Below are 12,647 nucleotides of genomic sequence, written 5' to 3' on the forward strand. Positions count from 1 at the left end.
GCCTGACTGTCAGCCACGATCCTCCAGGTCCGCCAACTGGCGTTCCATACGGGCGATCCGCTCCTGAAGCTTCTCCACCTTGTGAAATGCACGTTTCAGGCGTGTCATCCAGCGACTGAGGGCCTCCTGCTCTTTGATCAGGTCTGCATGCTTCTTACGAATGCGGGCAATGCGGCGTGCTTCGACAGCCGGATCTTCGCGTTGCTGCCGTTGGATCTGTCGACGGACCCTGGTCATCAACCACCTCCTTCCTGAAGGCGTTGCCGTTCATCAGCGACCTGAAAGAACTCCGGCGTAGTCCGTTCGCTGGTCCGTTTTCCCAGGGCTTCCTCAATGAACCGGCTGGCTTCGCGGCACCCGGCTCCTGAAAAGCCCTTGGTTTCCACACGCGTCTGTCCGTCCGGGGTGACTGTGATCTCGATCGTCTGGTTCATACAGCACCTCCTACCTGGACCGTCAACTTGATCGAGCCATCAGCCTGAGCCTGCTCGGTCACCGTGTGTCCCTTACGACGCGCTTCGATACGTGTCTTCTCAACGGCATACCCCTGCAGGAAGCGATCCAGTTGCCCCTGCTCGCCCCAGCGACCTTCGAAGTTGTCGAAGCGGGCCTGGCCGGATTGTGTGTCGAACACAGCCGGATATCGCCAGCCAGGTAGCTTGACGATCGTACCGGTGGCAGAGTCGCTGAAAAGCTTTACTGTCCCCTGCGTTGGTGCCTCCAGCTTGAGACGCTGACAGGCAGCACTGATGGCTGCCTCGTCCCGGACTTCGGTTTTGATTTCCACAATATGACTCATGAATTGGTTCTCCTTTTGTTAAATCACTGGCAAGAAATCTAGAAAGTACTTTTTAAATCTGGGTTACCTCAGAACCGCCGCTGGTTGGTTTGCTGCTGGTCTGCCTGTTGATGATATGCTGCAGTCAGCTGTTCCCCGGTTCGCTTACCAACAGCTTGAAAACAAAACGCCCTGAAACTGTCTTCGGGGAGACTATTCCAGGGCGTACGAAACTGTCTGATGTGACTATGTAGAATTCAGGACTAATCCTGTGACTTTTAGGCTGCTTCTGCTCGCGGTGGCTACGCGATCGGCCGAAATATTTGCCCAAGTCTCAGGTGTACTCTCACCACTGATTATGCGAAGCTGTCAAAACAAGCTCCCGAAGGTTCCCACTGAAAAGTGTGATCAGCGACTACAGGCATCAAAATAGATCTTTAGTTCCTGCAATCAGGAATAAAATGCCCAGGTAAATCACGATCACGGCACCAACTCTGTAAAAGACAGGACGGTACTTAGGTATCCCCCGGAAGTTGTGAGCAATCCCAGTCAAACCGGTATAACAGCCGATTAAAACCATCGCTAAACCACCAATGGTCAACGAGAACGGTAGCACGCCGTGAAACCAATGATCTTCAGGAACCCTCTGGGCCACTTTCATTGTAACCAGAGTCAGTGCGACCACTCCCGCCAGAACATTCCAGCCCGGTAAAGGAGCGATCGCGTTTTCGTTCTCGTCGGCAGAGACATTTTTTGCAGGGACAAACCCGGGAAACAAGCCGATCTCATACGCCTGGAATTTCCGGCCGTCCTCGTGAATGATCTCGGTTTCTGGCTGGATGTAGTCCAGCTCTACATAGTCCATGAGTTCGTGATAAGAGTAAGGGCCTGCAAGCAGGCCCTGGTCATCAAAACGCCACGCTGTGGCTTCCCGGTTTTCGGGGACTGGATATTCGGTCATGAAGCTCGGTCTCTTTCATAGTCAGGTTAATCAATACGGGACTTAATGAACTAATGCCTTAAGAGAGGGGCAAAAAACGGGCATTACGCCTCAGCCAGAAAAGCGAGGTGAGCAGAAACGCCCCTTCGCACAGTGCGACAATGAGAACGAAATAGTCAATCAACTCGACTGCCACGGTTTTTGAGGTGAAGCCGTTTTGATCGGTCATCGCAATGATCACCATCACCCCGAGAGACAACAGTAAATGGGCCGCAGTTGCGACTACGATACTGAGGATAATGATATTCGGACCTGAACGGCTTAACGCTTTGAGACGAATCCCACCGATGAAGAGTGAAATTGTTACCCCCAGTGAAACGAGCATGCTGATTATCATCGCCAGGACCTCCACGCCCATGAGCGGAGCCTTTTCTTTTAGCGCGGTCCCGCTGATCATTTCTGAAACGGCATAGAGGCACCAGAGCCAGGGAGAAATCTGGAGCGTGTAGATACAGATCCAGTTTGCCATGGCGGGCAGCCTGGGATTGGTGAGCAAGGGCTCGATAGGATAACTGTCAACAGGGGGAGCCGGTGGAGTTTGCAGAGCAGATTCTGCAGTTCCAGATTCGAACTCGCTCCAGGCAGCCAGAGGCTTCCATTCCTTCTGATCAGACGAGTATGCATAATCTGACGATCTGATGCGGCTTGACTTCAAGCCATCACAGATTTCCTGGTGAGACAGAGGTCCTTCCGCCTCGCCATTCTTCGCCAGCCACCACTGACTCGGGGGACTTTCAATCGTTTGGTTACTTTCTTCGTGCATGGAATATACCAACCTTCTCTATTGGGTTTGGGGTTGAATATGCGTTTCTCTGAGGGGCTGAGGCCTCTATTGAGACGAGTTCTGCAAATACCCAGTTCTTCGTGGCCCAGCCAGCCTCGCAAAAACTCTCAATGCAACTGACTGCCTGTCAGCAGGCGGCTTAAGACCATTCCATCTGGACATATTTACAGACACGGAATTATTCTTATAGTCCGTGGTTTTATCGTCGCTGTCAAGTGTTAAATGCCTGCATGGCAAAACGAGCAGACATACTGGTGAGATTTGGACAGCGGGTCCGGGAACTGCGCAAAGAGCAAGGTTACTCGCAGGAGAATTTTGCCTACGCTTGTGAGCTGGATCGGACCTACGTCGGCGGGATCGAACGGGGGGAGAGGAATCTTTCCCTGCGGAATATCGAGCGGATCGCCGAGACACTCGACATCAGCCTGGCAGAGCTTATGGAGGGGGTTTGAGGGTACTCAGACTGCTGGAGCATCAACCAGAACCACGCCCAGTCGATCAGAGCCGTCAGCCATCGCCTGATTGGCTGCTGCGGGAGTGTCAAACAGGTGGGGAATCTTGACCCTGGTTGCGTCGCTGTGACAGACAGCATACCGCAGCCGTGCCTCGTTCAACTGCTGACGCAACCGTTGAATGTCTTCTACCCGCCAAGAGGGCTTGATTCTGGGGCCACCAGAATAGATCGCGAACAGATCTGCATCGTCGAGATCCATTTCTTCATACCAGAACTGCAGGGCAGCTCTGATCAACATGATTTCCTGTTTCGATAGCATACCGCTCCTTTCTTGGGACCAGGAACATAGACTGTTTGAAACAACGGCCAGGTAAGAAAAACCGCCCTGAAACAGTCCTCGGAGGGACGATTTCAGGGCGGTTGAAACCATTAGTGACGATCACTGATAATTAAAGGCCGTGTCTACATGTATTCTGACGCAGAAACTGGGATAATTTAGCGCCGAAACCGGTGAGAACCGCTACCATCTTCCGTTCAACGTGGTAATGAATAGTTCGTCCGCTGCAAGGTTGTCTCGCGCCATATCGACAAGGTGCTGGTGATGCGTGAAAAAGACTACCTGCGTTTGTTTTGACAATTCTGCAAGTACCTGTAGGCTGGCAATAGCCCGATCATCATCGAAATTCAAAAGAACATCATCAATTATAAAGGGCATGGGTTCTTGGCGACTCAACCGGTTTTCAAGGCTGGCCAAGAGTCGGTGTGTCGAGGAGAGCAAAACTCTGTTTGTCTCGGTCTATCTTCAACATGATTGTTCTCGTGTGTGTTGTGCAGGCATTACCGTCGCCAATGCCGCAGTTTTCTCATGACCTGCTCAAGTTGCCGTCGTTCAGTTTTCTTATCCGTGTTCAACGCAATTTGAGCCAGCAGCGGAAGCACTTTTTTGAACTCATCAAAATCCAAGTCGGATTTCATGTCATTAATTAAGGCCGCTACGACCCAAAAACCTTCGCTGCGTTTTCCTGGGGCTACATGCTCCGCTGTCGCATAGAACGGCGATTTGTGATTGGTAAGTTCTAAGGGCACACGACTAATTCTGCACCTGAAACAACCGCTTGTTTCGTCCCAGGCATCAGCCAATGCATCGATCCAGTCCTGGCGAGTTGGTATATCGACGATTCGGTCCCGCTTCCTACCACGGAATTTGTTGAACCGGCGTTTTGCAACTGCATGGCAACGAGCACAAAGACATGGCGGCGTGGCCACTTTAAAGTTGCGGACCTTGACGTTCGTGGGCGAACCACATAGTTCACATGCTTCTTCGTTCATAGTAATTCCATCTCCATACCATTTAGCCTTGGCCGGTTCCTTCGCTTCCGATAATCGGGAATCACCGTGCCCATTTACAGTCCCTTTCCATCGTAGTAAAGTGAGTCGAGGAAGGCTGCTCGTGCGAGCCACACGTCCCTTTCTTGGTCTGCTTGAGGACAGGGAACATTCCACCAGCTAGATTCCACAATGCGCTCGATCACCGAATCCCAATAGACTTCGTAGCCTACATTGCGGCTGATTCCAAAAGCATCGCACAGCCCTTCTTCATTACGTGCGTCGAAGCACACAAAGTAATCGGGGCGTTTCATGGCCAACAACCGTGTGGCGGTCGCAATCCCATGCCGTCCCTCTGGAAACGCCCGACGATACTCATCGATGTAAGCTAGATATACATCCCTCGTGATCACACCTGTAGCCGGAATCAGATCGATCGCCGATGAGAGATGTGGATCGTTATCGTTAATCGCCTTCCAGAACTTTCCAGCGCCTTTCATACTGCCAAACCATAGATAATTCACGCCGGCGTCTGCATCGTCGATCAGCCCTGCAATCTTCCGCCGCCCGATCTGGTCGATGTCTTGGAATTGATGGTACTCGGCGAATAACGCCCTCGTGCCTCGGATCACATCTAAGCGACCGGGAAGCGTGTGGTGATCTTTCTCGGACTTAACTTCGTTGAAGAACTGCTCCCAGGTCTTCGTGAGAATGGGCACATCCAACGGTGGCTTGCCAGAGTCATCCGAATCGTCATCGGGGATGCCAAACTTTCCTCGAAGTCGCTTCAGCACTGGCTTCTTTCTGCGCCACGCCTGCCGGTATGCTTCCAACTGCTTATCAGTGATTGGTGAGGCAAGCTGCCAATACCGACTGATCGCCGATGTGATCTGCGCCAGAGCTTCGTCTGCTCCATCATCAGCGTCGGTAATCAACGTGGCCACTTCTTCGTTGCCGCCAAGTCCGCCCGCAGTGAAGTTTGGGCTACCGACAACACATGCCCAGGATTCACCTTGGAGCCAGAAGAAGTACATCTTGGGATGAAAAACGCCATCGGTTGTTCGCACGAACCGGACGTTGGCGTGCTGCATGAACGCCTCGATGAACGACGGATCGGTCTGATAGAAATGCGTACCGACGACCATCCGCTCGATCTTGTCTTGATGGTCACGAAGTCGCTCGAAGGGCTTGGTTCCAGTTGACGCCCAGGCAACGGCGATCTGACACGACTGGCACTGCTTAACCAGTCTGTAAAGGGTGTCATTGATCTCGTTGGCCGTCGTAAGAAGTTTCATTTAAATGTGTTTTCTAAATGTCGCATTTCAATAGATGGAATCCCATCCGGTTTTTGGTTCACCCTCACTGACATCTTCTTCGTAGTCATCTTCCTCATCGAAGGGCCGATGTGCGTATTTGGCGTCGATCAACGCCTCTTTGTGAGTAGCGGAGATAGAGCGAATCATAATACAGCCCCCCAGTTCAAAATATAGATCAACGCAGCAATAAAAATGCCGACGATAATCAACAGGACAAAACTGAACTCAAATTGCTGTGCCTGCTGATTAGCGTAAACATGAAGCTGCTGTAATTCAGGATGCAGGTTGGCAATTTTTTCAGTTTCCTGTCGTCTGAGTTCTTTTTCCCGTTTTGCTTCCCTGCTCCCCAGAAAAACAGAACCACAATCGTGACAAGCGCCACGAATTCCCATAACAGGATGTTAAGGAGCTCTTTTCCGGTCATGATTAATCATTCATCGTTTCCAACGGAGCTACTCTTCCTGCTCTCTGTCAATCGCATTCTCAGGTTTCGAGTTCACAAATTACGATTCTAAATCGAAGATACGAGAGGACTGTGTGGTTTACTTCTGCGGAACCGTTCCTTTTGCCGCCCTACTATTCTCTTGCTTTTTGTCCGTTGCTCCCCATGCGAGTCGCTGTTTCTGTTGTCATTCCACCTCAAACCCCTGATTATCAAACTTCAATGTGCGGCAGTTTTCGGTGACGGTGCGGACGACGTTGTCGGGGACGCCGTCCGGAATTCGAACTTCGATATCGAGGGTGACTTCGGCTCTGGCCCCCTGAAGGCTGGCCAGATGGCTGAGAACTTCCTCGGAGATGCGTCCGGCGTCACGGCCAAGGCGAGTCGCATCAAGCGTGACACTTCCATAAAAGCGTGTTGGCTTGACTTGAACTGGTTCAATGGACGTTGTGTCACCGCCTGAAGTTGTCGTAGTGGCTGAATCCGGATCGCCGACTGACCGGCCTGTAGTTGCCGGACCGGTGCCGCCAGCGGTTGTCGCTGTGGCAAGCTGCGCCGCCGCAACTTCAGCTTTGACCACCAGGCTCGTGTGATCTGCAGAGACCTGCGTGCTTCGACCTGCACAGAGACCAACGTATCGGTTTCTGTCGGCGTCAAAGTCCTGAGCGTAGGCGAAGCCGTCGTCTTCCCACAGTAACATCGAGATTCCCTGCTGTATTGAAGCCAGTAGCACACGATCGTTTCTGAGACGCGGAAGGTAGAGGTACTGAGCGAAGTCTTCACAAAGCTGCTTCACGAGAACGTGGTTTCCACGCCACAATGGGATGCCGTCAAGAACCATCTTCAGCAGGTTGCTACCGTAGACGGTAACCAATGCTCCCTGGTCGGCGAGCTTCTTCGATGCGCGTTCTGCTATGGAATCCGATCCCCGTAGTCGAAATGCCTCGTGGCTGACTGGCTCGCTGGACTTCAATTGCGTTGGCACGATCAGCCAGCAATACGTTTCGCTGATTCGCTGTCCGACGACGCCTTCCCACTCCTTGCGTTTCGCGTCCGCTGTCCGAATCTGCGATTGGTTCAGGTCCAGTTCTTCGCGCTTAGAATAGATGGCCTCCCAAGCCATGCTCCATCTCACAGCATCTTCCAGCTCGGTGATCCGCGTGTGATCCGGTGCGACGAACACCAGCATATTCCGGTAGATTCGCGGCCCTGAGCCACGAGAGTTGAGGAAGGCATCTGCCTGTTTGATGGCTGCTGAGTCCGTGCTGTTCGACGTGTGTGTCTCACTGGGCTGGAAAATCACCAAACGAGCGGACGGTTCGTCAACAACTTCAGAAGGAGACGAGGGGCATGGATGCAGTTTCTCAAATTCGGCTTTGTCTCGTTCGGTGTTTTTGATGAGTTTTGAAATCCGCTCGTGAACTGATTCGATGCTGAAATCGTCTTTACGCGACTCCGCGTCACGGCTGATGTTCTGAGCGGGATCATAATAGGTTCGCTCACCATCAGTGTGCAGGTAACGAGCCTTGTTCTGCAGCCGCCGCAGGGCGTCTCCGAAGGTGGCGGTACTTTCGCCAGGTTGAACGCAGCCGAGATTGATCTGACGAATATCCTTCCCCCGATTCGCCGTGCCGCGCATGGGCGCCGTGCCGAGAAACACCGTGCGGGCCACTCGTCGTGCCGCCGAGAACCGGCCGAGATTCGAGTTCTCGCGGTCGATCGTCAGCGGAGTTGAATCAGGGCCATCAACGTCCGTTTCCACAATCACTGGCCATGATGGTTCAAGGTATCGAACCAGCTCCTTCGTGACAGCAGGCTGATGCAGTGGCAGCATGCCCGGTAGGATCATTAAGTTCTGGTCACCTTGCTCCCACAATTCGTGAATCACCGCAGCCATCAACCGCAGCACACCTCGGGTTCGCTGAAAACGGTCGAGTGTTGACCATTCGGTGTAGAGCCGATCGAACAGATCAGGATGAATTGGATAAGCTGCTTTCATACGCTTTTCGTAGTCAGCGGTACTTGCTTCTGAGGGGAAATCTTTACCTCCAGCCCGGTATGTTTCGATGAAAGCCCGCACGACAGTGTCCCGCTGGCGGAACAGATCGTCCGAACCAATCGGTTTGAACAATCGGCGGCGGACAATTTCGAAACCCTCTTCGCTACTGGCTGGCTGCCAGGTGGCTTCCTTACGTGCCACGACGTTCTCCATGCGGGTCAGGGCTTCTTTACCCGCTGTGCCGCCGAGCTCAATGTCTGATGAAGGGATACTCACGACAACGAACGTGTTCTTGGAATCAGCTGCCGCTTCTGTCAATGCCTGGGCGAACGTAAATTGCGTGTCGAAGCTACCGGCGGGAAGGTCGTGCTTTTCGTAAAGTTGCCGCGCGTAGGCGATCCATTCGTCGATGAGGATCAGGCACGGTCCAGCCATGTCAAAGAGTTTTATCAGCGACCGGCCGGGATTTGTGCCGCTTTCGTCGGCCTGTTTGACGAGCTTATAGCCTTCCTTGCCAGCAAGTTGCCACGCCATTTCACCCCACAGCGTGTGGACTTTGGTACCGTCCGGCATCTTGTGGACTTCACCCGGCGACAGATATTGGCCAACGAGCACACTCCGTTTAACCGTCGGCAGTTCTTCGATGCCGAGTGCCGAAATCAGTTCGTCGACGTTGGGTAGCTGACTGGCAGGAGTGCCGGAAAACAGATGGTACAGCGCGAGCATCGAGTGTGTCTTGCCGCCACCGAAGTTCGTTTGCAGTGCAACCACCGGATCACCCTTGCCTTGAACCAGTCGCTTCAGCGAATTCGTCAGCAGGTCACGTAGCCCCTGAGTGATGTAGGTGCGGCGGAAGAACTCGATCGGGTCGCCGTATTCGTCGGTTGCACGGTTGGTGAAAACCTGATGCAGGTCGGCGGCAAACTCGGCCTGCTGATAGTTGCCCGAAGCAACATCGACGTGCGGTTCGATGACGTCTCTCCACGATGGCAGGCCGCTGGCGGGATTACCTTCGGTGGCACCGGCAGCGCGTCGCTTGGCGTCGTGGCGTGTCTGCTCGGCCAGCTTTAGACGCATGACTTCCATTTTCTGCTGGTTGACGGCCAAAGCAACATCGCCTGCGGAGACAGCTTCCAGCAGTCGTTCCATACTGTCCATCGCTCGGTATGTGTCGTCGGACGAGAACGGCTTCTCGTGAGCCCACCTGTTTCGGACATCACGTAGTTCTGACACAATGCTACGTTCGACGTGACCGAGCGTGTTGCGGAAAACCTGATTCCAATTCTCCCACATCGCCGACAGATAGGCCCACGTATCCCAGTCGTTGCCCGGATCAAAGCGCAGGGACTCTGTAACCTGTTTTTTCCAGTCGTCGCCGTAATGGGCTTGTAGTTCCCGTTCCACGAACGGTTTAATGCCGCTCTTGAACAGTATGATCGCATCGCCGATCTTTTCTCGATTGCTTTTCGCCATCGTTTCGTTCTTTGCCTTTTATGATTCTTCGCCGAACATCGTTCGCTGTTCGGCTTTAGGAGCATTATTCTTCAGGTCGCGCGCCATCCGGCTGATTTCCGGCCAACTCACGACGAGTCCATTGTAACTGCGAGCCTCGGCGGCCCGACTCTTGCGTTCGCAAGTGCTGTAGAGACGGTAGGAAAGCTCGCGGGCCACTTCGCCGGCTTCGCTCCCTTTCGCCTGCTGGATATCTGCCAGCAACTGAGCGGCGGCAGACTCACCCTCTTCTTCCAGACGGCGAATCAGATGCTGGGTGCATTCCCAGATCGTCGAGCGTTTGTCGGTAGCCGGATTCCAGTTTGCATCGAGCTGGTCGCGTTTGAGCAACCGGACTTTACCCCCTTTGCTGGCGAGGATACCGGCTTCGACAACACCACTGACGGCCACAGCCATCGCCTTGGCCAATGTCTCCGCATCACCAAAGGGGCCGTCATTCTCACCATACTGTTCGAACCAGCGGACGGCGAAACGCGTTTCCGAATCAAAGTCTGCTTCCTGCTCATTGAGCGATTCATCCAGCACCTGATTGATCATCTGAAGAGCCTCGCGGACGGACATCGGCAAACCGTCGGCATTGACCACCTGCTGGTAGCGGCTGAACACCGCCATCCCCGGCCCGATCGAAGCCTGAGCTAGGTCCACTGGAGCCACGTTCGATGATTGCAGATACTTAATCGCATCGGGCAGTTCGGATCGTAGGGCATTCGCGAAGTCCCGACGAGTCACAATCGACAACTCGTCGGAACGAGGACGACAAACCAACACGACGGATGATGCCAGCACGTTCTTCTGTGCTTTGCGCCCGGAAGTTTGCTCAGTCCGCATCGGCCACGTATGAACCACTCCCAACCCGTTGTCTAACACGACACGAAGAATACTCTCCCACGCAGTCACTAGGCCGTCTTCCGACTCCAACTCTGTTTGTTTGAAGGCATAGTAGATCGTAACCGGCGTGTCTGGGACTGTTAGACCTTGAATTCGACGGAAGCACGATCCGAGCTTCTGAGTAAAGTGTCGCGATGCTGCTTCGCGGTCTCCATCGAAGCGATGCCAAGCTGCAACAGCTTCTTCGGCCTTAGGAGTCAGCATTGTGGCAAATAGATCTGGATATTGTTCGCGCAGAGCATGTCGAAGAATCGGATAAAAAAAGTCAGAGAAATCAGCGTACGTAATACTTGAGTAATAAGGCGGATCAGTCGAAACCATGCAGGTCCCTTCAAAGCGTGGCGGTGACGCTGCATCGGATTGATAGGCAATTCCGACTCCGTTTGGTGAGTTTTCCAAACAACGAGGAATCCATTCCAACGAGCCATCCCAACTTCCGGTTGCACCGCTGAAAGGATTTGCTTCTGCGAAGTCCCACGCCATTGGTACGCCTTGTTCGGAAAAGATCTGCTCGACTTTCTGCCCTCCCGTGTGCCAGATGCTACAGGACGTTAAACGATTCGCCATACGACTGACACCGAGTGCAAGGCAGGTAGCAACGGCTCTTGCATAGTCAACGTCAGCTCCATCTGCCAGAACTTGTTCGGTTGCGTCCGAGACAAGGTCTCCAAACGTCTTGAGCGCAAACCGCTGACGAGGGGAAAACAGAGAACCAATCGTCTTGAGCCCGTAGATTGGGGGATTGAAATATCCAGAAATCTCTGGACAGGGTGAATCGCATAGGAAGTCGCACACTGGGATATCGATTTTGCCAGCGAATTCGGGTGAAAGATATAGGCGTCGGCGATTTCCAGCGAGAACGATCGCCAGGAGGCGATGCTTCAAATTACCTTTGTTACCTTCCTCTTTCACGTAACTAGGCGCAAATGGCTGTCCACTCAACAGGCAGCCGAATTTACCGCGCGCAACCTTGGTCCCACTTCGTAGCTCTCCCTCAGTTCCAGCAGGGGGCTTTCCGGCTTGTACCTCGAAGTGATACTCACGTGATTCACGATCCACCGTCGCCTTGACCCAAGCTTCATTTCCAGTTTTGCGGCAAATGTAGAACGAACTAACAAGCGGAACATGCGTTCGATCGAGCGACGGATCTTGCGTCGCGATTGTTCGACACCATAGCCACGCGATGACGGTCAACTCCTTGCCGACATACGGCTTCAAATCGGATCGGTCGGTAGCCATTTCCTCCGTGACTTTTACCTTAGGATACAGATGCCCGATTCGTTTCTCCGCCTCATCGCGCATCCACTGGCCGTAATATCGTACATCGTCTGCGAGCCCCTCTGCACCGCGCCAGACTTTGGTCTTCAGCTTTCCCTCTTGAGACTTGGGATTTACCGGCGGCATCCCGGCGAATTTCGGCGGGATCTCAATGAGGGCCTTGTTGATCAGGACGGGGACCGGGTTCAGATCGCTGGCGTAGGCCCGCAGCCCCAGTCGCTGGGCTTCCAGCGGGATCGAACCGCCGCCGGCAAATGGATCGAGTACCGGCGGAGCGTAATAAGCCAGAAAGTGGTTGACCTGCTCCGGCTTCAGCGACGGCATCTTCCAGCGAATGTCGTGGGCCGTGTACTCGGCAGGCGGCTCTGGAAGATACTTCGCCTGTTCCTCCGGCAGTTGCGGCGCATTGGCCACCAGCGGGGTGTCGTCCTTCAATTCCTTGTCGGCCACCTTGTTGGCGGCGATGCTGCGGGCGATCTCCAACCTCGCCGCGTTGATGACTCGCGGATCGTTGCTGTTCTCCCATTTGACCAGTTCCTCGATCAGGTCAAACAGCTTGGCCCGTTCTGTAGCCTCGATCTCTGGATCGATGCTGTACATCGGATCGTCGCCTGGGTCGTTGACCAGCGACGAAAACAGCACCGCCCGGCAAGCCGCCAGCGGCCGCCGCGCCCACCACAGATGCAGTGTCGACGGATGCCCATGCCGAATCGACTTCTCTCGAGCCGATTCCTTATTGATAGCATCCAGCGGCAGAGCCACTTCGATCAGTTTCTTTCGATACTTTCCTGTCATTTCACTCTTTCAGCTTCGTTTGGCCCCATAGAACCCCATAGAACGCACAACGTAAGTCTTATTATTACAGTATGT

The 12,647-nt window shown here is 53.6% G+C and carries 13 protein-coding genes; 1 reads left to right on the top strand and 12 read right to left on the bottom strand.

What is annotated here, in order from left to right; translation table 11 throughout:
• Positions 1–9: 9 nt before the first annotated feature.
• The 5 genes from Enr10x_RS26095 to Enr10x_RS26115 all read right to left on the bottom strand — a co-directional run bounded on the left by Enr10x_RS26095 (position 10) and on the right by Enr10x_RS26115 (position 2,541).
• On the bottom strand, positions 10–237 hold the full coding sequence (locus Enr10x_RS26095; RefSeq protein ID WP_145451911.1) for a hypothetical protein: 228 nt from the start codon (positions 235–237) through the stop codon (positions 10–12).
• The gene (locus Enr10x_RS26100) at positions 237–434 is read right to left on the bottom strand and encodes a DUF2997 domain-containing protein (protein WP_145451913.1); all 198 of its coding nucleotides are present in this window, start codon (positions 432–434) and stop codon (positions 237–239) included. The genes Enr10x_RS26095 and Enr10x_RS26100 overlap by 1 nt, the downstream gene beginning before the upstream one ends.
• A complete protein-coding gene (locus Enr10x_RS26105) occupies positions 431–799 on the bottom strand; it encodes a DUF1257 domain-containing protein (protein ID WP_145451915.1) in 369 nt (122 codons plus the stop codon). The genes Enr10x_RS26100 and Enr10x_RS26105 overlap by 4 nt, the downstream gene beginning before the upstream one ends.
• Before the next feature lie 403 nt (positions 800–1,202).
• On the bottom strand, positions 1,203–1,739 hold the full coding sequence (locus Enr10x_RS26110) for a hypothetical protein (RefSeq protein WP_145451917.1): 537 nt from the start codon (positions 1,737–1,739) through the stop codon (positions 1,203–1,205).
• 58 nt (positions 1,740–1,797) lie between these two features.
• Entirely contained in the window at positions 1,798–2,541 is a 744-nt protein-coding gene (locus Enr10x_RS26115) for a DUF4339 domain-containing protein (protein WP_145451919.1), read from the bottom strand.
• A 251-nt stretch (positions 2,542–2,792) separates the two neighbouring features.
• On the opposite strand from Enr10x_RS26115, the gene Enr10x_RS26120 reads away from it, so the two are divergent.
• Positions 2,793–3,014: a helix-turn-helix domain-containing protein gene (locus Enr10x_RS26120; protein WP_145451921.1), complete on the top strand. Its 222-nt coding sequence runs from the start codon at positions 2,793–2,795 to the stop codon at positions 3,012–3,014.
• A 6-nt stretch (positions 3,015–3,020) separates the two neighbouring features.
• Here the strand turns inward: Enr10x_RS26120 and Enr10x_RS26125 are convergent, their stop codons facing one another.
• The 7 genes from Enr10x_RS26125 to Enr10x_RS26150 all read right to left on the bottom strand — a co-directional run bounded on the left by Enr10x_RS26125 (position 3,021) and on the right by Enr10x_RS26150 (position 12,572).
• Entirely contained in the window at positions 3,021–3,335 is a 315-nt protein-coding gene (locus tag Enr10x_RS26125) for a hypothetical protein (RefSeq protein ID WP_145451923.1), read from the bottom strand.
• A 518-nt stretch (positions 3,336–3,853) separates the two neighbouring features.
• Complete coding sequence (locus Enr10x_RS26130) at positions 3,854–4,345, bottom strand: hypothetical protein (RefSeq protein ID WP_145451925.1); 492 nt, start codon at positions 4,343–4,345, stop codon at positions 3,854–3,856.
• A 74-nt stretch (positions 4,346–4,419) separates the two neighbouring features.
• Positions 4,420–5,637: a phospholipase D family protein gene (locus Enr10x_RS26135; protein WP_145451927.1), complete on the bottom strand. Its 1,218-nt coding sequence runs from the start codon at positions 5,635–5,637 to the stop codon at positions 4,420–4,422.
• A gap of 27 nt (positions 5,638–5,664) precedes the next feature.
• On the bottom strand, positions 5,665–5,805 hold the full coding sequence (locus Enr10x_RS30095; RefSeq protein WP_197997373.1) for a hypothetical protein: 141 nt from the start codon (positions 5,803–5,805) through the stop codon (positions 5,665–5,667).
• The gene (locus Enr10x_RS26140) at positions 5,802–6,050 is read right to left on the bottom strand and encodes a hypothetical protein (protein ID WP_145451929.1); all 249 of its coding nucleotides are present in this window, start codon (positions 6,048–6,050) and stop codon (positions 5,802–5,804) included. Before Enr10x_RS26140 ends, Enr10x_RS30095 begins: the two co-directional genes overlap by 4 nt.
• Before the next feature lie 237 nt (positions 6,051–6,287).
• Positions 6,288–9,572 (bottom strand): Swt1 family HEPN domain-containing protein, encoded by a 3,285-nt coding sequence (locus Enr10x_RS26145; RefSeq protein ID WP_145451931.1) that lies wholly within the window; start codon positions 9,570–9,572, stop codon positions 6,288–6,290.
• Between the two features lie 18 nt (positions 9,573–9,590).
• A complete protein-coding gene (locus Enr10x_RS26150) occupies positions 9,591–12,572 on the bottom strand; it encodes a DUF1156 domain-containing protein (RefSeq protein ID WP_145451933.1) in 2,982 nt (993 codons plus the stop codon).
• Positions 12,573–12,647 lie beyond the last annotated feature (75 nt).

This window comes from Gimesia panareensis, assembly GCF_007748155.1.
Lineage (GTDB): Bacteria > Planctomycetota > Planctomycetia > Planctomycetales > Planctomycetaceae > Gimesia > Gimesia panareensis.

Coding starts and splice junctions, on each gene's coding strand:
- Enr10x_RS26095 (WP_145451911.1), bottom strand. CDS start 237: ATGACCAGGGTCCGTCGACAGATCCAACGGCAGCAACGCGAAGATCCG.
- Enr10x_RS26100 (WP_145451913.1), bottom strand. CDS start 434: ATGAACCAGACGATCGAGATCACAGTCACCCCGGACGGACAGACGCGT.
- Enr10x_RS26105 (WP_145451915.1), bottom strand. CDS start 799: ATGAGTCATATTGTGGAAATCAAAACCGAAGTCCGGGACGAGGCAGCC.
- Enr10x_RS26110 (WP_145451917.1), bottom strand. CDS start 1,739: ATGACCGAATATCCAGTCCCCGAAAACCGGGAAGCCACAGCGTGGCGT.
- Enr10x_RS26115 (WP_145451919.1), bottom strand. CDS start 2,541: ATGCACGAAGAAAGTAACCAAACGATTGAAAGTCCCCCGAGTCAGTGG.
- Enr10x_RS26120 (WP_145451921.1), top strand. CDS start 2,793: ATGGCAAAACGAGCAGACATACTGGTGAGATTTGGACAGCGGGTCCGG.
- Enr10x_RS26125 (WP_145451923.1), bottom strand. CDS start 3,335: ATGCTATCGAAACAGGAAATCATGTTGATCAGAGCTGCCCTGCAGTTC.
- Enr10x_RS26130 (WP_145451925.1), bottom strand. CDS start 4,345: ATGAACGAAGAAGCATGTGAACTATGTGGTTCGCCCACGAACGTCAAG.
- Enr10x_RS26135 (WP_145451927.1), bottom strand. CDS start 5,637: ATGAAACTTCTTACGACGGCCAACGAGATCAATGACACCCTTTACAGA.
- Enr10x_RS30095 (WP_197997373.1), bottom strand. CDS start 5,805: ATGATTCGCTCTATCTCCGCTACTCACAAAGAGGCGTTGATCGACGCC.
- Enr10x_RS26140 (WP_145451929.1), bottom strand. CDS start 6,050: ATGGGAATTCGTGGCGCTTGTCACGATTGTGGTTCTGTTTTTCTGGGG.
- Enr10x_RS26145 (WP_145451931.1), bottom strand. CDS start 9,572: ATGGCGAAAAGCAATCGAGAAAAGATCGGCGATGCGATCATACTGTTC.
- Enr10x_RS26150 (WP_145451933.1), bottom strand. CDS start 12,572: ATGACAGGAAAGTATCGAAAGAAACTGATCGAAGTGGCTCTGCCGCTG.